Annotated in this window: 16 protein-coding genes and 1 tRNA gene; 9 read left to right on the top strand and 8 right to left on the bottom strand. The window is 47.8% G+C overall.

Going from position 1 to position 17,704, the window contains the following annotated elements; genetic code table 11:
* The first annotated feature begins 186 nt into the window (after window positions 1-186).
* The 5 genes from PUP29_RS09170 to PUP29_RS09150 all read left to right on the top strand — a co-directional run bounded on the left by PUP29_RS09170 (window position 187) and on the right by PUP29_RS09150 (window position 4,250).
* Complete coding sequence (locus PUP29_RS09170) at window positions 187-525, top strand: helix-turn-helix domain-containing protein (protein ID WP_353423082.1); 339 nt, start codon at window positions 187-189, stop codon at window positions 523-525.
* A 53-nt stretch (window positions 526-578) separates the two neighbouring features.
* Entirely contained in the window at window positions 579-1,040 is a 462-nt protein-coding gene (locus PUP29_RS09165) for a hypothetical protein (protein WP_353423081.1), read from the top strand.
* Between the two features lie 351 nt (window positions 1,041-1,391).
* Window positions 1,392-1,847 (top strand): type III toxin-antitoxin system CptIN family toxin, encoded by a 456-nt coding sequence (gene cptIN, locus PUP29_RS09160; RefSeq protein WP_353423080.1) that lies wholly within the window; start codon window positions 1,392-1,394, stop codon window positions 1,845-1,847.
* Window positions 1,848-2,399: 552 nt separating this feature from the next.
* Window positions 2,400-3,089, top strand: coding sequence for a DUF3800 domain-containing protein (locus PUP29_RS09155; protein WP_353423078.1), 690 nt, complete (start codon window positions 2,400-2,402; stop codon window positions 3,087-3,089).
* 30 nt (window positions 3,090-3,119) lie between these two features.
* Window positions 3,120-4,250 carry a tyrosine-type recombinase/integrase gene (locus PUP29_RS09150; protein WP_353423076.1) on the top strand — a complete coding sequence of 377 codons (1,131 nt, stop codon included), beginning with the start codon at window positions 3,120-3,122 and terminating at the stop codon, window positions 4,248-4,250.
* A gap of 54 nt (window positions 4,251-4,304) precedes the next feature.
* Here PUP29_RS09150 and PUP29_RS09145 read toward each other — a convergent pair.
* A tRNA-Ser gene (locus tag PUP29_RS09145) sits at window positions 4,305-4,396 on the bottom strand.
* A 237-nt stretch (window positions 4,397-4,633) separates the two neighbouring features.
* Here PUP29_RS09145 and PUP29_RS09140 point away from each other — a divergent pair.
* From PUP29_RS09140 to PUP29_RS09130, 3 genes are all read left to right on the top strand, one after another.
* Window positions 4,634-6,667: a hydantoinase/oxoprolinase family protein gene (locus PUP29_RS09140; RefSeq protein WP_353423074.1), complete on the top strand. Its 2,034-nt coding sequence runs from the start codon at window positions 4,634-4,636 to the stop codon at window positions 6,665-6,667.
* Window positions 6,668-6,848: 181 nt separating this feature from the next.
* Entirely contained in the window at window positions 6,849-7,853 is a 1,005-nt protein-coding gene (locus PUP29_RS09135; RefSeq protein WP_353423073.1) for a uroporphyrinogen decarboxylase family protein, read from the top strand.
* A 176-nt stretch (window positions 7,854-8,029) separates the two neighbouring features.
* Complete coding sequence (locus PUP29_RS09130) at window positions 8,030-8,689, top strand: hypothetical protein (protein ID WP_079546168.1); 660 nt, start codon at window positions 8,030-8,032, stop codon at window positions 8,687-8,689.
* A 116-nt stretch (window positions 8,690-8,805) separates the two neighbouring features.
* Here PUP29_RS09130 and PUP29_RS09125 read toward each other — a convergent pair whose 3' ends face one another.
* The 7 genes from PUP29_RS09125 to leuS form a co-directional block, all read right to left on the bottom strand.
* Window positions 8,806-9,321: a hypothetical protein gene (locus PUP29_RS09125; protein WP_353423071.1), complete on the bottom strand. Its 516-nt coding sequence runs from the start codon at window positions 9,319-9,321 to the stop codon at window positions 8,806-8,808.
* 664 nt (window positions 9,322-9,985) lie between these two features.
* A complete protein-coding gene (locus PUP29_RS09120) occupies window positions 9,986-10,237 on the bottom strand; it encodes a hypothetical protein (protein WP_079546170.1) in 252 nt (83 codons plus the stop codon).
* Window positions 10,234-10,410 carry a hypothetical protein gene (locus tag PUP29_RS09115; protein WP_353423069.1) on the bottom strand — a complete coding sequence of 59 codons (177 nt, stop codon included), beginning with the start codon at window positions 10,408-10,410 and terminating at the stop codon, window positions 10,234-10,236. The genes PUP29_RS09120 and PUP29_RS09115 overlap by 4 nt, the downstream gene beginning before the upstream one ends.
* 360 nt (window positions 10,411-10,770) lie before the next feature.
* Window positions 10,771-11,769, bottom strand: coding sequence for a hypothetical protein (locus tag PUP29_RS09110; protein WP_079546172.1), 999 nt, complete (start codon window positions 11,767-11,769; stop codon window positions 10,771-10,773).
* Window positions 11,770-11,792: 23 nt separating this feature from the next.
* Entirely contained in the window at window positions 11,793-12,542 is a 750-nt protein-coding gene (locus PUP29_RS09105) for a hypothetical protein (RefSeq protein WP_079546173.1), read from the bottom strand.
* A gap of 16 nt (window positions 12,543-12,558) precedes the next feature.
* Window positions 12,559-14,385: a hypothetical protein gene (locus PUP29_RS09100; protein WP_079546174.1), complete on the bottom strand. Its 1,827-nt coding sequence runs from the start codon at window positions 14,383-14,385 to the stop codon at window positions 12,559-12,561.
* Between the two features lie 212 nt (window positions 14,386-14,597).
* Complete coding sequence (gene leuS, locus PUP29_RS09095; RefSeq protein WP_079546175.1) at window positions 14,598-17,009, bottom strand: leucine--tRNA ligase; 2,412 nt, start codon at window positions 17,007-17,009, stop codon at window positions 14,598-14,600.
* Between the two features lie 221 nt (window positions 17,010-17,230).
* On the opposite strand from leuS, the gene PUP29_RS09090 reads away from it, so the two are divergent.
* Window positions 17,231-17,656, top strand: a complete 426-nt coding sequence (locus tag PUP29_RS09090; protein ID WP_079546176.1) for a VOC family protein — start codon at window positions 17,231-17,233, stop codon at window positions 17,654-17,656.
* Window positions 17,657-17,704: the final 48 nt, after the last annotated feature.

Raw genomic sequence — 17,704 nt, 5'->3', positions numbered from 1 at the left:
AATTGGCGCATGAATAAAATCCGTATATGCATTTTTCTTGATCCAATTGGAAGCCCACTTCCAGATCAGGAACGCAATGGATGCGAATAGAGAAATCAATAGAATAATCATGTTCTGCCTCCTTTGTAACTTATAGAAATTATTATAATTCCTAAATATTAGGAATTCAATAGAAAGGATTACACAATGACTTTTATAGAAAGATTGGATAAACTGTTAAAAGAAAAAGGCGTTAATAAAACGACATTTTTACAAGATTTAAACTATAGTAAGAATGCTTATAGCGAGTGGAAATCTGGGGTTACCAAGTCTTATATGAATAAGATTGATTCTATTGCAGACTATTTCGGCGTGTCCGTGGATTATTTGCTTTGCCGAACGGAAAATCCTGCCGTAGTCGACGATGAATGGCTCGCAACACCTATAGCCCTGTCCGCTCCTGAAGGGTACGACGCTCTTACAGAAGAAGGAAAAAAGCAAATCCAAGAGCTGATCAAAATACTTCCAAAAAATACGCAGGATTGACCTTCATTTGTAAATATATCATGATATAGTATCTGCACGGAGGACAAGCGGGGATGATGAGCGACGTGTTAGATCAAGTTCTTTACGACAACGGCATCAATAAATATTACTGCGATTTCATCGACCGGATCGACGCGGTGATGATTGGCCGAAATATTGTTGCGGATCTGAAAATAAAAGGGACTTACAAAGAGAACAGTGCGACATGGCATGAATATTTCCATATCCAGACATGCCCAATCAATCTCATTGAAGCACCGGAACTTCTTCAGAAAAAATATGAAACGATTGCTGAACGTAAAACTGCGGAACAATGTCTGCCGCTTGATACACTCATAGAGCTATATGAATACGATGCACGCTCCCTTGAGGATTATTCAGAGGCGCTTGAGCTTGATACGGAATATATCGGGAAAACGCTGATGCAATATCAGTCTATATATGGTTATAATCATCGGCATGGAGAGTACATGATACATTCATTTGTACCCTTTAGCATAGAAAAAATGGAGTAAATAAAGCCCCTCGGTGTTGGCGCACCAAAGGGGCAAGCAGACATCACCACCACTACAGGGAGGAAAAATACAACATGTAAGTATGTAAACAGATTTTGAAAACTATATCTGGGGTGTTAACATTACCGCAAGTTGTGGTATAATAAATTTGCAGTAGAAATACTGTATACGATGAATTTGAACTCCGTGTTCTGTGTCATCGCCTAAATGCCGCCTGTTGCAAGGCGACATACAAATATGCAACTTGCTTGTGATTGCCGCTTGCCTACAGCGACATATAAATAGTAGGCTTGAAAGAATTTTACACCCCTGTCCTTGATTGGCAGGGGTGTTTATATTCGGAGGACAACCTTGAATATAATCGATTGCGGCCTATATAAGTTAAAAGATTCTTATTTTGAAAAATTTTCAAGTAAGTTTCTTATTCAAAACAAAAGCGAAAAGCGTCCTTTTTATTGCGCTATACGCAGTGCAGATGGAATAATATGGTTCATACCGTTAAGTACACAAGTTAAATCATATAAATTAAAAATAGAAAAGGATAAAGAAAAATATGGTAATTGCCTATATTATCATATCGGAAGAATCGCAGGACGGGAGCGTGTATTTTTGATTGGAAATATGATTCCGGTAAAAATAGAATATATAAGGTCTGCATTTACCATAAAAGGCGTACCGTACATTGTAAAGGACAAAGCGCTCATTAAGGCCATTATGACAAAAGCAAAACGTTATTTATCGCTTGTAAAGGCAGGAAAATTAAGACCTAATCTGGATATACTGAAAATCCAATCAAAATTACAATAAAAAACGCCCCTCCGTGCTACCAACATGAGTCGATGGGGTCAAGCGGCTGATAGGGGTTGTAAGATAAAACTGTTTACAAAGCTGAATATCGTGTTATAATTACAGTAAGATGATACTTGCCTGAGAGCAGGGCAAGGGTAAAAATAAGACGGCTCAATTGATGATTCTCCTTGTAGGGCGCAAGGAGCTTAAACAAAAGAAAGCCCAATTGATGATAACCCTTACTGTAACAGGTAAGGGTTTTGTTTTTCGGAGGGCGTAAATTCTGCAATATTTTGATATTTAAAACGCCCCTCCGTGCTACCAACACAAGAGGGACGAATGGAAGCGCCGTAGGAGAAAGTAATGCCAATCTATAAAAATATTAAATTTTTGTAAAAACAATAATCAAATTGACAACTTGATGACAGGTGGTTTATAATATAATTGCAGGTAGAGATACGCTGTATACCTATGTATCCGAATTAACGTTTAAGCGATATGTAATATCGTCGGACATAGGGGGCCGCCTTTGGCGGCTTTTTTTAATTCTTGTAATTGGGGAATACAGATATGAATTTATTCGTATATTCAGACGAGTCGGGAGTTTTCGATAGAGTGCATAATGATATTTTTGTTTTCGGCGGTCTAATATTTTTAGATAAAAATTCAAAAAATATAGCTTCCAGAAAATATATTCATGCAGAACATGTGCTGCGCTCATCTGAATGTATAAACGATGCAGAGGAACTAAAAGCATGTCGTATCTCAAATAAAGCAAAGTCTAAGCTATTCCGTTCTTTAAACCAGCATATTAAATTTGGCGTTGTTATACATCAAAAGAAACTTATGAATCGCATATTTCAAAGCAAAAAAGATAAGCAAAGGTATTTAGATTATGCTTACAAAATATGTTTGAAGCGGGCATTAGAACATTTAATAGCAGCAAAGGTTATAAATCCACTCATAGTCGAAAACATGTACGTATTTGTAGACGAGCATACCACGGCAACAAACGGTATCTATGAGCTGCGCGAGGGATTAGAACAAGAATTTAAATCGGGCACATATAACATGAGTTACGATAAATTTTTTCCGCCGCTTTTTAGAAAACTTAAGAGTCTTGATTTAAAATACTGTAATTCCGCTACTACTCCGTTGATACGAGCTGCGGATATCGTTGCAAACAAATTATATTATTTAGCAACCAAGGAGGTTGATTTGAGCACTGCGAAAGCATTAATCACGCATCTTCCTAAATAAATGTTATCTCCTACCAGAAAGGAGAAAATCATGCCAATCTATAAAATGAACGGACGGCGCGACGGAAAGCAAAAATACCGTGTGCGCATCAACTACATAGACGCTCTCGGAAAGGCCCGGCAAGTGGATCGGGTTACTTATGGTTCCGACGAAGCGAAAATACTTGAGCTGAAACTGCAGCAGGACATCCGGCAGGAAGCACCGGCAAAACGTATGACGCTGCGCGAGCTGTTCCGTGAGTATTGTAATATCCGTAAAAATGAAATGCGAGAATCCACGCTGGATAAATTTAAGCATATCACAAAGAATCATATCCTGCCGGAGCTGGGCAATCTGAAATTAAGCAAGATCACGCCCTCAATATTGGCGCAATGGAAAATGAGTATAGAGGATAAGGGGCTTGCTCTTACAACAAAGCAATCCGCCTATTCCCCGCTTCGCGCCATGCTGAATTACGCGGTAAAAATGGAATATATCCCAAAGAATCCGCTTGATAAGGTCGGGAATTTCAAAAGTTCGGGCGATATCAAAAAGGAAATGGACTTCTACACGCCGCAGGAATTTAAAAGGTTCCTTTCAGCGGCCCGTCAGAATGCGCAGGAGGCCGAAGAACGCGGCTTCCTGTCTGAATGGGATTACTATGTGTTCTTTGCCATTGCGTTTTATACGGGTCTCAGGAAAGGCGAAATACACGCCTTGCAATGGAGCGACATATCCGGCAGCTTCCTGTCCGTAAAACGCAGCATCGCGCAGAAGCTGAAAGGCGGAGACCGGGAAACCGCTCCTAAGAACAAAGCGTCTGTTCGGACGCTCCAAATCCCCGTTCCATTGCTCACTATACTGGAGGAACATAAAAAGCGTTGGAAAAAACACGAGGGTTTCAGCGCATCCTATCGGGTGTGCGGCGGAGAAAAGTGCCTGCGCGACACATCGGTCGAGAACCGCAATAAAAGATTTGCGGAGGCAGCAGGTGTAAAGAAGATACGCATCCACGATTTCAGACATTCCCATGTGTCACTTCTGGCCAATAAAGGAATCAATATCCAAGAGATCGCCCGCCGGCTCGGCCATTCCAATATTGAAATGACATGGAATACCTATTCCCATCTTTATCCAAAAGAAGAAGAGCGCGCAATCAAAATCCTAAACAAAATCGTGTAAAAAACGTGTACACACAAAACAAAACCCGCTATTCAAGCGGGTTTCTTTGATATTTGGCGGACAGAGGGAGATTCGAACTCCCGGTACGCTATTAACGTACACACGATTTCCAATCGTGCGCCTTAAGCCAACTCAGCCATCTGTCCACTGCTTCCAATATACTTTTCAAGCTACTGTCCTACTATTACAGCGTTAATAATTTTACCACAAAAAACTTCGCAGGACAAGGCATTTTTTTCGATTCTTTTCTCACGCCCCGCCGGATCAGTCAAACAGATAAAATAAGAGCATCTTTCAAAATATGCAATAATTTTACAAGAAGCGCCGAAGCCCCCGGAGTATGCTAAAATCAGAAAGAAAGCAGAATGTTTGGAGGAAGCCCTATGAAACTCGGGATTGGGATCGATACGGGCGGTACCTATACGGATGCCGTCGTTTTTGACTTTGATTCCAAAAAAATTCTGGCGTCCGCAAAGGCGCTTACAACAAAAGAAGACCTTTCCATCGGCATTGGCAACGCGATGGACGGCCTCGACAGCCGGTATTTTGATCAGGTCAGCCTCGTTTCCCTTTCCACGACGCTTGCGACCAACGCGTGTATCGAGGGCAAGGGAGGGCGCGCAAAGCTATTTTTTCTGGGTGTGGAAAAACGCGTGCTCGATTGGGTCGGAAAGGATTACGGCCTGCACCCGGACAGCGGCGAGATCTATTGCTGCGAATATAAAAGCCGTTACGACGGAGAGATCACAGACCAGCCCGACTGGAGCGTCCTGCTCGCTGATACAAAAAATTGGCTGCACGATGCGGACGGTCTCGGCATCGTCGAGCTCTATGCCATGAAAAACGGCGCGGCGCTTGAGCGTAAAGCAAAAGAGGTCTTTTCCGAACACTATTCTTTCCCGATCGTCTGCGGGCACGAGCTGTTTTCCGAGCTCAATTCCCTGCAGCGCGGCGCAAGCACGCTGCTCAACGCAAAGCTCGTACCGGTGATCCATGAATTTCTTACGGCAATCAAATCCGTGCTCTCGCAAAAGGGCATCGGTGCCCCCATCGTCATCGTACGCAGCGACGGTACGCTGATGTCTGAAACATTCTCCCGCATGCGTCCTGTGGAGACCATTCTCTGCGGACCCGCGGCAAGCGTCCTCGGCGGCGCGCATCTTACGGACGAACGCGACAGTATGATCGTCGACATGGGCGGCACGACCACAGACGTTTCCCTCGTGAAGGACGGGCAGCCCGTCCGCGCGATGGACGGTGTTTCGATCGGCCAATGGCGTACATTCGTAAAAGGCGTATTCATCGATACCTTCGGCCTCGGGGGCGACAGCGCGCTCCGTCAGAACGGCGCTTCCCTTTTGCTCGGAGAACGCCGTGTCATGCCGGTCTGCGTCGCTGCATCGCGGTGGCCCTCCGTCAGACAGGACCTGAAAGCGCTGCTCGCCTCGTCCCGCATTCATGCCACACTTCCCCTGCACGAATTTTTCTACCTCGTGCGGGATATTCCGAACAGCGAAAACTATTCGGAAAATGAACTTGCTTTCTGCCGTGCCCTGCGAGGACGTCCCCTTCTTATGACAGAGGCAACGGAGGCGACCGGGCTCGACGTCTATACCTTAAATACGGAACGTCTGGAGCGCGAGGGCATCGTCATGCGCTGCGGTCTCACTCCCACGGATATCATGCACATCAAAGGCGATTTTTCCGTATACGACACAGAGGCTTCCCGGCTGGCGGCGCAATTCGTGCTCAAATGCCTGTATGCAGACGCGGACGCTCCGTGCAGCATGGAGGAATTTTGCGATATGGCCTACGACCTTGTCAGGAAAAAGCTGTACCGGAATCTTGTACGTATCTTGCTTCAGGACCGGTTCCCGCAGATGAAAAAGAACGGCCTTTCGCAGCAGATGGAGGACCTTATCTCCGAAAGCTGGGAGCAGAATAAACGTGCGCATCAAACCGGCTATACGGAATTTGGCTTCACCACCAAGGCCGCTCTCGTCGGTATCGGTGCCCCCACGCATATTTTTCTGCCCGACGTAGCGCGGGCCCTTGGAACACGCTGCGTGATCCCGGAAAATGCGGGTGTTGCAAACGCCGTTGGAGCGGTCATGGGCAGCGTTTCCGTCGACATATCCATTGAAGTGCGGCCCGACCATACTCCGGCCGGCGTCGAAAGCTATACTGTGCTCGGCACGGAAAAAAACACGACGGTAGAAACGCTTGAAGAAGCGGTGCGCATCGCCTCGGCAGAGGCGGAGGAAGCGGCAAAGGCGGAGGCACGAAGGCGCGGCGTCGTGGGCAAAATTGATATCCGTACCGCGGTCGGTCACAATACCGGGCGGCTGAAGGGCAATTTTGAATTCGATCTCGGCGCCACTGTCACCGCGACTGCAAGCGGCAGGGTCGTTTCCTGAAGCAGGAAATACAAAAAGCGGAGCGCTTACGTTCCGTTTTTTATTTGCCGGAACGGCATCGTCCAAAGCCTGTCCGCAGGTGCGCTTTTTGTACAAAAAATATTTTGATATTACAATATTCCCCGCCTCCCCCTATGCTACGATAAAGTCATCAAAACAATAAAAGGGGCGATTTAGAATTATGAATATGAGACAATGGATCAATGATGTAAGAGATGCGAAAGTCAAAAAGGCGATGCCCGTTCTTTCCTTTCCTTCCATTCAGCTCATGAATATCGGTGTAAAAGAGCTCATTGCGGACAGCGATACGCAGGCAAAGGGAATGAAAATGATTGCAGACCGTGTCGATTCCGCGGCTTCCGTCAGCATGATGGATCTGTCGCTTGAAGCGGAGGCATTCGGCTCTGAAATTCGCGTCGCGGACGACGAGGTTCCGACTGTGATCGGCAGCATCGTCAACTCTCCCGAAGATGCGGAAGCTCTCAAGGTCCCGACGATCGAGGGCCGGCCGCAGACATATATCGACGCGATCGAAAAAGCCTGTAAGCTCATTACCGACCGTCCTGTTTTCGCAGGCGTGATCGGACCATTCTCTCTTGCCGGACGTCTGATGGGCGTGAGCGAGGCAATGATCTATTGCTATACCGAGCCGGAGATGGCAAAAACCACTCTCGAAAAGGCAACCGAATTTCTCATCAAGTATATCAATGCCTATAAGGCCATCGGCGCGCATGGCGTTGTGATGGCGGAGCCGCTCGCGGGCATCCTTTCCCCGCCGCTCATCGCTGAATTTTCCACGCCGTATGTAAAACAGATCGTAGAAGCGACGCAGACAGACGAATTCCTTGTGATCTATCACAACTGCGGTAACAGCACCATCCAGCTTATCGATTCTATCCTCGAGAGCGGCGCGGCGGCCTATCATTTCGGCAACGCGATCGATATGGAGGAAATGATGGCGCATATTCCGGCGGATACCGTCGCTATGGGCAACATCGATCCGGCGAGCCAGTTCAAAGACGGCACGCCCGAATCGATCCGCGAGGCGACGCTCGACCTGATGAACCGCTGCTGCGAAAAATATCCGAATTTCGTGATCTCCTCCGGCTGCGATATCCCGCCGATGTCCAAATGGGAAAATATCGACGCATTCTTCGCGGCGGTAAAGGAATATTATGGGGAATAAGCTCTGCCGGGAATCATGGCTCTTATTTCCTGCGGTAAAATAGCATAGTGAAAGACAGCACAGCATATACCGCTGTGCTGTCTTTTTTGCGCTTCACATCGTTTTGCTTTTCCGGACAGAATCGACACTCCTATCTTTTTATGCTATACTTTCCTTATCAAGCAAAAGGAGCCGTTGTGTCTGTCAAACATTCTGTAAAAATTCTTACTGCTTTATGTTGGTTTACTCTCGCTTGTTGCTTGGTCGAGCTTCTTTGGTATTCCAAAAAAACCTCTTTCTCCTATAGTTTAGTTTTCACCCCTGAGCTCGGCTATAGTCTACCCTTTACCGCAAGCTTCCTTTTTGTTTTCGCACTATTTTTCTTTTTCTATGTATATGCCTTAACGCCCGGTAAAAAAAACGGGCACGGTATTTTTACATTATCATTTTTTCCTACGCTTGCATTGACCTTATTATATGTTATCTTCGCTCTTCCTTACTATCAGCAAAACACACTTGACTTTTGGTATATCGTCGTTTATCTCCTCATTCTGATTTCTGTTCTTTGTTTTTCTATCTGCTTATTTTACAAATTCAGAAACAAAGCGGCTGTTTTTCCTTTTTTAAAGCTTCTTTTTATTACATTTGTCATTGCATGCGCTATGTTCCTCATCAAAGATATTTCCTTTATTATACTGGATTATATAGAAGCCGGAACTATCATATATACGGACTATCTCGTAGTTTCTTTTTTACAATTCTGGATCATTATGTTCTCCGGGTTCTTCCTGTATAAGCTTCTGACCGACCGCTCCGCTTACAGCCGCTTTGTTTCTGCTCAAGCTCAAAGCATTTAATGTTCCATATACCGGTAGTAATCAGCGCTTTCTTCTCCATCTACCGTTACGGACAAAATTTTTGCTTTTCCGTCTACAATATGGCTGTCTCTTTCACGCTTGATTTTAGACTTTCTTTAGGCCCGGCTTTCCCCATGTTTCTTCGGCTCCGTACGCACCCATAATAACAAAAACAATGCAATAACCGCCGCTAAACCAAGATCATATGTAAAGTTCATCAAAACCGTTTCTTTAAAGGACACAGCGGCATTTTTAAAAACATATTCTATATACTCCCATTCATTATTGATCATTTGGATATCTTTTACCGGCGTATTTATAAGCAGGTTGACCGTCATAAGTCCTATACATATTAAGCATATAATTAGGCTTATCCTACCTATCCATTTTAAAGGATTCCCTAATACTCCTTTTTTCCATTTCCTATTATCCACTGCAAAAAACCAAAGCAGGACCGTAACCAGAAGAGATATACTGATCGCAAAGCCATGCGCTACTCCATACATACGAAGCAGATTAATATCTCCTCCTGTTTGGTACATACATAAATTTACGGCTATTCTTATACCAACTCCGCATAGAAGAAAATATGTCGTTTGTTTATCCCATATTTTGAACCGTTCCTGTGTCACCCACCTGTATACCCATGTCAAGCCATAGAAAAAAAGTATCGTTCCAATCAGATTACTGATAAACGGTCCTATCAATAATCCCCCAAGACTCGGCGCTATCGTAATGATATCCCACCGCGAAAAAGACATCGTTCCCAAAAAATATCCAATTATGATCGCTGTTTTGAGCCAAAGCAGCCATTTTTTACCGTTTTCTTTTTCTGCTATCTCTATTTCTCTTTCCTATTCTCCTACATTCTGTAAAAAGTTATTTGTAATATCGATTCGCCTTGGTTTGCTAAAGCCGCCGCTCTCTGTTAATACAATTTGTATCCCCTGCGTATGTGGTACAAAAGTCGTATTACCAGTATCGTCTTCAATGTAAGGCCCCATTTTCGGTTCCCTTATTTTTTACCTGTATTTCCTTTTTGAAATCATCTGTATCATAGGGATCCGCAAAAAATCCATGAGTCGGGCGCGTACCATCAGCACATACAAATGGGAAAGCCCTTTCGGGCTTTCCCTCTCGCCGTCAATCGGTATCTACGCGCTTTAAATATATTCCGAATTGTATAGGAGCGCCATTCTCTTTTTTGTAAAAAGATGAATTGGCATAAATGTATTCTGTCGGGTCTTCCGTGCCCTTAAGCCAGTCTAATCCATATATAACGCCTTCTTTAATTCTTTAATGCGGATAATACCAAAGATAGCCGAAGCGTTCTCCTATCACATATTTTTCCGGAAACTCCTCTACGCTTTCGTACAAAACCCCATCTATCGATACAGTATCATCTTCCGCATTATACTGATAGACTGGCAGCCCCTTGTAAGTATCTCGTCCCTCCAAACTCTGTGCCGGAACACAAGCGCGCGCATAAATCACCAATATTAGGAACATAACAACGATGAATGTTATGATCCTCTTCATTCCAGTCATTCTTCCCTCTCCTTTTTGGATAATCCGTAGGCCGAAAACAAAAATCCGCCTCTCTTTTGCATATAATCGTGTACGCTGTCATAATACTGCGGCTCCGTATTCCTTTTTCCTTTGCTGTCCACATAATCATATACGACAATCCCGCCGCTTTCCGGATCCTTTTCTACCGCCACATAATGCGCTCCCACGCTCTTATCCGGATTTCGGAAAGCAAAGCATAATATCCCGTATCCGTCCTTGCCAATCACGCGCCGAGCATGTCCTTTCCGCTCTCAAATTGTTATCCAAACAGCCAAAATTCCTGCTGCAATCAGCAAAAGACAAATAACAATAGGATATTTTGCCGTTCCTTTTCCCCGGGAATATACTAAATAAACGATAGACAGGATAAGTACCCCAAACCCTACTGCCAATGTGAATACAAACTCTCCTATCATTCTCGCTACAAAATGCTCTGGCATAGGTAAAAATATGGTCCACATCGGCGATGTGATCCATACAGTCAGCAGGGCAATACAAATCGGCTTGATTTTTCAATGCCTGTCACTTCCTTGTATGGTCCAATTCCCGATGTCCGTCCATTTTTCCGCGGCGGCCATTCCAAATTCCGGATAACCGGATAAAACGACCGTTCCGTCCGCTCGCAGCCCCACCACCAACTGTGAATCGGCCTCCAGCGCCACAATATCCGTCCACTCCTTCGTCTCTGCAAAATCCGGCATCTTCCCAAGGCTTTGATCCGGGTCGTAAAATTCCGTCGAGATCACGGTCCCGTCCGTTTTGATCCCCCATGTCTGGTAATCTCCCGCCGCGACATAGGCAATGTCCGTCCAGTCCTTCACCTCTCCCCTGCCTGTTCCATCTGCACTTTCTATCACTCCGCCCGCAAACAGCACCGTTCCGTCTTCCTTCAACCCGGTAAAATATCCGAGACCCGCGCTGACCTGCGTAATATCTTTCCACTTCTCTACTTCCCGCGCCAAGCTTTGAAAGGGTGGATAAGTGATAAACGCCTCCGCCGTCCCGTTCTCTTTCAGGGCGATAACGTTCCCGTAAAGTTTGTCACAGGCGATCGCCGTTATATCCCTTGCCGCACTAAACTCCTCCGCGTGTTCCGGGTTTGTCGTGCCCAGCGTTCCGTCCTCAAACAGCGCGATCGTTTCCGATGAAATCGCGGCAGCCTGCTTTACGTTCGTCCAGTCCATGACATCACACTGGCCTTCGCTGTTATACCCACAGGCAACGGCGGTCCCGTCCTTTTTTACTCCCACGATATGCAACCCACTCGAATCGATCTGGCGGATATCTTTCCATTTGTGCGCCGCATACTGGCCGCGTCCCGCACCCATGGATAGTCCTGCAATCACCACACGTCCATCGTTTTGTATAGCCGCAATAATATTCGTATTGTATGTAATTTTCGATGCTGCGTCCGTATCCGGCACTTTGGGCGGCTGCTCCGCGCAGCCTGCCAAAGTCCATAGCATCAGCCCGCATAAGATCATGCAGGCCATACGCTTAATCTTCTTCATAACTGTCCCTCCCTTTATATTCGTCAGGCTGCTTTACACACTCCTTTCCCCGGCTCTGTTTTGGTCCACAGCAAAAGGAATAACGCCGCTGCCGCCGTTGATCCCAAACTATTATTAAGGTCAGATAAAACAACTTCTTTTTGCGGAGCTGTAAAATAGGTGATAAACTCCAGCATATTTATATTCGTTATATCCGGAATCGGCATAATACCTTCTACCGGCGTGTTGAGGCACAGGTTGACAATCATGACCCCTATGCTTACCATACATACGCCCGCGCCGATCCGGCCTATCCACTTTTGCGGCTTGCCGGGCGCTTCTTCTTTGCTCCATTTCCGGCCGTCTATCGCGAAAAACAAAAGAGGGATGGAAACGATCAGCGATATAGCGATAAAAAAGCTGTTTGTTACCGCATACATAAAAAGCATAGTCAAAAGATCACCCTGCTGCGTATATAAAATAATCCAGTTGATAAAAAGCCTCAATCCGGCTCCACACAGAATCATAGCCGTCGTCTTTTTATCCCAGAATTTGATTTGGTCATACACGACCCATCTATACAGCCACGTCACTCCATAAAAGAAAACCCCTGTCAGCACCGCTTCCTCAAAAAACAGCGCTCCGCTTCCCAGCGCTAATTGATGAAGCGGCATTTGCAGGGAAAAAGACATCGTTCCCAAAAAATATCCAATAACCGCAGCAGCCTTGAGCCACGGAAGCCATTTATATACCTCATAGTTATATGTGGATTTTATCTCTCTGCCTCTTTTCATTTCCCTTCTCCTTTTACTATTCGACAGTATGTGATAATACATTCGTTATATCAATTTTTCTTGGTTTCGTAAAACCACCGCTTTCTGTTAAAAATATTTGTATTCCCTGCGTATTGGAAATACATGTTGTGTTTCCGTTACTATCTTCAATATAGGAAAGCATATAAGGATCATTCAGATAATCTTCATTGAAAATAACTTTAATGTCATAAAATTTCCCGACTTCTGGTTCTTCTCCGGTAATTTGTTGGAACCAATTTTCCGCAAGAGCTTCGCTTTTTATCTTTCCTATTTCCGATGTTCCATATTGCTCTCTTAAGCTATATTCGACTCCTGGTTCATATTTCGCTTTTTCTCTTCTGTTTGATAAAGAGCCAACTTGTGTCACGATTCGTTTCTCTTCATTTTCGGTTCCCTTATTTTTTACCTGTATTTCCTTTTTGAAATCATCTGTATCATAGGAATCCGCAAAAAATCCAAAGGCATTTAAAACCGCTTCCATTATCGCCCCTTCCTTGCTCATTGCTGCCGGTGTTTTCAAAGCGTCCGTTCCCTCAAGATTTAGGTTTTCCAATCCCTTTGTAATATCAAAAGAAGATTCCGAGCCTGTTTCTGTGCTTATTGTTTCCCATATCTCCGCTGGATTCAACTCCTGTTCTTCTTTCTGTCCCACGATTTTATCCGCCTCCGCGACCATTCTTCCGCTCATGCCGTTCGGCAGCGTTGCGTCCGGGTGCTCGCGCAGATATTCCATCATCTCTTCCGCCCCGCCCGGGAAAAACAGCGGCGCTTCTTCCGTTTCGCCCTCTTTTTTCCGTGTCGCCTGCGCCTCATTCACATCTGCCATCAGAAATTCCGCGCCTGCTCTGCCGGTTGTCGGCTGATCCGCCGCCTCCCGCTCTCCGGCGATCCATGCCTCCTGCTGTTTCGGCCCTTCTATCCTGCTAATTGCGTTAAGCCGCCCGCGCCAGTCGAGCCCATCCCATGCGTCCTCTGGGATTTCCTCCGGCCTTTTGACGATTGCCGGGCCGCTCCATACTGCTCCCGGCGTTTCTCTTCCGGCTCTTCTCTGCGGCTCCGCCTCCGCCGCCCTATGCTCCATCGTCCGCGGCGGCCACTGCCCGTTCCATACATCCCGCTGTTTATTTCTCCCGTTGATCGTATTATACCCTATTTCTTCTTCCTTTTCCCGTTCTTTTTTCCGCCTCTCCAATTCCTCCTGTATATACACCATTCTATCATACTGCTCGCTCCCGTTCAGCTTATCCCATCCGCGCGTTCCCTCCACGCGGCTTCGGAAGTCTCCTCCCTCCGGCAGCCCGAACAGGTCCTCATAGTTCCGGTTGTACCGCTTCTTCCTCCCAAAGCCCTCTGCTACGCCCAGCCGCTGCTCCCGCAGCTCCTTTTGCGTCTCCTCCAGCGCACGGCTGAATGCTGCGTCTGTCTTCTGCCTGTCCGCTTCCCGCTGCTTGCGTTTCTTTTCATAGTAATCCGCCGCCGTCTCCCCCGGTTCCAGCTTCACCTGCTTCCACAGCTCTGCGCCTCCTCCCGGCCCTGCCGTGTTCACCCACGTCGGAGCAGCTTCCGCTCTAATCCGTTTTCCCTGCGGCAAAACTCCTTCCGCAGCAACGTCCGTTTGATTTTTCCCCGTTCCGGCCGTGCTTTTCCACGGTTCGGCCGTCTTTTTTTCCACCCCCGCATATCCGTTCCCCGTTCCGGCCTGCTCCGCTCTTCTCCTTTGCGCCGCTTTCCTCCGCTGCTCCCGCGCCTCTTTTTCCCGCTGTTCTCTTTCCCTCCTCTCCTTCTGCTCCTCATACCAATTCCTTTTCTTCTCCTTTTTCATCCTGTTTGCTCCTTTCCTTTTTTCTGCATAACAAAAGAGACCGAATGCTTCCGGTCTCTTTTGGCAGTATTCCCCCACTGCTTCCACATTACTATTCTATCACAAAAACGCTACCATTCCCATGACGCCTATACGACAGTTCCCCGTCAACCTTTTTTCCCCTTACAAAAAAGACCCTGCATTGCAGGGCCTTTCCAATCTATCCTTACGTTCTATTTCACCACGATATTCACGATGCGCCCGGGAACGACGATAAGCTTGACGATCTCTTTCCCTTCCCACAGCCCCGCGAATTCGCCGCGGACATATTGCTCGATCTCTTCCTTGCCTGCGTCCGCGGAAATATCGAACTTTGCGCGCACCTTACCGTTCAGCTGCACCGCCATATTGACGGTAGAGCGTACAAGCGCGCTTTCGTCGCACACCGGGAAAGGCTGGTTAAATACCGAATATTCTCCGCCGAGGCGCGCCCACATCTCCTCCGCAAAATGCGGGGCGAACGGCGCGAGGATCAGGCACAGCTTTTTCGCGGTCTCTTTCAGGAACGCCGCGTCCGGCTGCCCGTCCATATATTTATACATCGCGTTCACAAGCTCCATGATGCGTGCGACCGCCGTATTGAACGAGAACTGCGGAATATCACGCGCCACATACTTGACCGCATAATTCAGCTGGTAATTGACGTCGAAATCCACCTTACCACTGCCGCCCTGCATAGCGGCTGCCGCGTCTACAAGGCGCTCCACGCGTTCGAGGAACCGGTGCACCGCCTTGATTCCGTCGTCGTTCCACGGGCCGCCCTCCACATAATTGAAGCCGAACGCCAGATACATACGCAGGGTGTCCGAACCATATTTCTTGATGAGCTCGTCCGGTGAAATGACGTTCCCGCGGCTTTTGCTCATCTTTTCCCCGTCCGGCCCTAAGATCACGCCCTGATGGACGAGCGACGCAAACGGCTCGTCGAAATCCACATAGCCCATATCATGGAACGCTTTGGTGAAGAACCGCGCGTATAAAAGGTGCATGCACGCGTGCTCTGCCCCGCCGATATATTTATCCACCGGAAGCATGCGGTCGATCACTTCCTTGCTCCACGCTTCCTTTTCATTTTTGTTGTCGGGATAGCGCAGGTAATACCATGAGGAACATACGAAGGTGTCCATCGTGTCCACGTCGCGCCGGGCCGGGCCGCCGCAAACCGGGCAGGTCGTATGCACAAAGCCCTCGTGCTTGGCGAGCGGCGAAGTACCGTCCGGCGTGAAATCCACGTCGTACGGCAGCTGTATGGGAAGCTCCGATTCCGGCACAGGAACCTCTCCGCACTTTTCACAATATACCATCGGAATGGGCGCGCCCCAATACCGCTGGCGGGAAACCAGCCAGTCGCGCAGGCGGTAATTTGTCTTAAAGCCGCCGCGCCCCTCTTTTTCGAGGTCGCCCAAAATCGCCTTTTTCCCCTCTTCGGTCGTGAGTCCGTCATATTTCCCGCTGTTTACGAGAATACCATGCTCGGTAAAGGGCAGCGCGTCGTCCGAGCCATCCTTGGACTTTATCACCCGCTCGATGGGCAGATGATATTTCTCCGCAAACGCATAGTCGCGGTCGTCGTGCGCGGGAACTGCCATCACGCAGCCCGTTCCATAGCTTGCAAGCACATAATCCGCCGTCCAGATCGGCACCTTGCGCCCGTTGATCGGGTTCACCGCATACGCGCCCGTAAACACGCCCGTCTTTTCGCGTGTGGTAGACAGGCGGTCGATCTCGCTTGCGCGCGCCGCGTATTCCTGATATTCCTTCACCGCAGCCCTCTGCTCCGGCGTAGTGATCTGCTCCACCAGCGGATGCTCGGGCGAGACGACCACATAGGTGCAGCCGCAGAGCGTATCTGCGCGCGTTGTAAACACGGTAAAGTCGCCGCCGCCTGCGATGTCGAATTTCACCTCGCCGCCCTGCGATTTTCCGATCCAGTTCTTCTGCATCAGCTTGGTCTTTTCCGGCCAGTCGATGCGGTCAAGGCCCTCCAAAAGCTGCTCCGCGTAATCCGTGATCTTAAAAAACCACTGCGTCAGATGCTTCCGCGTGACCTGCGTTCCGCAGCGCTCGCAGCAGCCCTCCACCACCTGCTCGTTTGCGAGCACGGTGTTGCACGACGGGCACCAGTTGACGGGCGCCGCCTTACGGTAGGCAAGGCCATGCTTATACAGCTGCAAAAAGCACCACTGCGTCCACTTATAATAATCCGGCAGGCAGGTCTTGACCTCATAGTTCCAGTCCCATGTGCCGCCGATCGCTTTGAGCTGCTCCTCCATCGTCGCGATGTTCTGAAGCGTGGAATCCTGCGGGTGGATACCCGTTTTAATGGCATAATTCTCCGCCGGGAGGCCGAACGCATCAAAGCCCATCGGGTGAAACACATTATATCCGTTCATGCGCATAAAGCGCGCATAGGTATCGGAAAGACTGTAATTATACCAATGCCCTACATGCAGCTTTGCGCCCGAGGGGTAGGAAAACATTTCCAAAACATAATGCTTGGGCTTTTCGCTGTTTTTATCATATTTGTAGATGCCCGTTTCCGCCCATTTCTTCTGCCACTTCTTTTCATTCTCCGTAAAATTCAACTTGCTTTCGCCTCCGACGATCCATAAATTCGATATACCTTATTATTATGGGATATTTGGCACCTAAAGTCAATCAAAAACAGGCATAAAAAGGGCGTTCGGCAGGCTGCCCTCCTTTCTTTTCCCCCACCGCGCTTTATGGTACAATAAGGCTATATCCGGCGGCAGCGCCATCTGACGGAGCTTTGCCGGACACCTTTTGCTCCGGGAGGCTATTGCGCATGGAAGATGGGCTGAAAATCAAACTGTATACCGTCACTCTGGATTGTCCGGAGCCGCTGAAGTTAGCAAAATTCTATGCGGCTCTGCTCGGGTGGGAAATCGTATTTTCCGATGAGGAATACGCATGCGTCGGCGCGCCGGGAGCGCGGCAGGGAAGCTACCCCGGCGTCATGTTTCAACGGAACGCCGCTTACCGGCCGCCCGTATGGCCGGATGCGCCCGAAGCACAACAGCAAATGGCGCATCTGGATTTTGCCGTAAACGATCTGGAAAAAGCAGTCGAATATGCGGTCCGGTGCGGCGCAGCGGTCGCAGACGAACAGTTTTCTAACGATTGGACGGTCATGCTCGATCCTGCCGGGCACCCTTTCTGTTTATGCCAAATGAAGTCCGTGATCGAAAGCGGGGACTTTGCCTTGTTATAGTGAAAATAAGGATAACAGAAACGGCGCCTTTCGGCGCCGTTTTTCCCT

Source organism: Christensenella massiliensis (assembly GCF_040409835.1).
GTDB lineage: Bacteria > Bacillota > Clostridia > Christensenellales > Christensenellaceae > Christensenella > Christensenella massiliensis.
This window is presented reverse-complemented; position numbering and strand designations above follow the sequence as displayed.

What these genes read in the sequence shown, in the direction of transcription:
- PUP29_RS09170 (WP_353423082.1), top strand. Translation starts at nt 187, where the DNA reads ATGACTTTTATAGAAAGATTGGATAAACTGTTAAAAGAAAAAGGCGTT.
- PUP29_RS09165 (WP_353423081.1), top strand. Translation starts at nt 579, where the DNA reads ATGATGAGCGACGTGTTAGATCAAGTTCTTTACGACAACGGCATCAAT.
- PUP29_RS09155 (WP_353423078.1), top strand. Translation starts at nt 2,400, where the DNA reads ATGAATTTATTCGTATATTCAGACGAGTCGGGAGTTTTCGATAGAGTG.
- PUP29_RS09150 (WP_353423076.1), top strand. Translation starts at nt 3,120, where the DNA reads ATGCCAATCTATAAAATGAACGGACGGCGCGACGGAAAGCAAAAATAC.
- PUP29_RS09140 (WP_353423074.1), top strand. Translation starts at nt 4,634, where the DNA reads ATGAAACTCGGGATTGGGATCGATACGGGCGGTACCTATACGGATGCC.
- PUP29_RS09135 (WP_353423073.1), top strand. Translation starts at nt 6,849, where the DNA reads ATGAATATGAGACAATGGATCAATGATGTAAGAGATGCGAAAGTCAAA.
- PUP29_RS09120 (WP_079546170.1), bottom strand. Translation starts at nt 10,237, where the DNA reads ATGACTGGAATGAAGAGGATCATAACATTCATCGTTGTTATGTTCCTA.
- PUP29_RS09110 (WP_079546172.1), bottom strand. Translation starts at nt 11,769, where the DNA reads ATGAAGAAGATTAAGCGTATGGCCTGCATGATCTTATGCGGGCTGATG.
- PUP29_RS09105 (WP_079546173.1), bottom strand. Translation starts at nt 12,542, where the DNA reads ATGAAAAGAGGCAGAGAGATAAAATCCACATATAACTATGAGGTATAT.
- PUP29_RS09100 (WP_079546174.1), bottom strand. Translation starts at nt 14,385, where the DNA reads ATGAAAAAGGAGAAGAAAAGGAATTGGTATGAGGAGCAGAAGGAGAGG.
- PUP29_RS09090 (WP_079546176.1), top strand. Translation starts at nt 17,231, where the DNA reads ATGGAAGATGGGCTGAAAATCAAACTGTATACCGTCACTCTGGATTGT.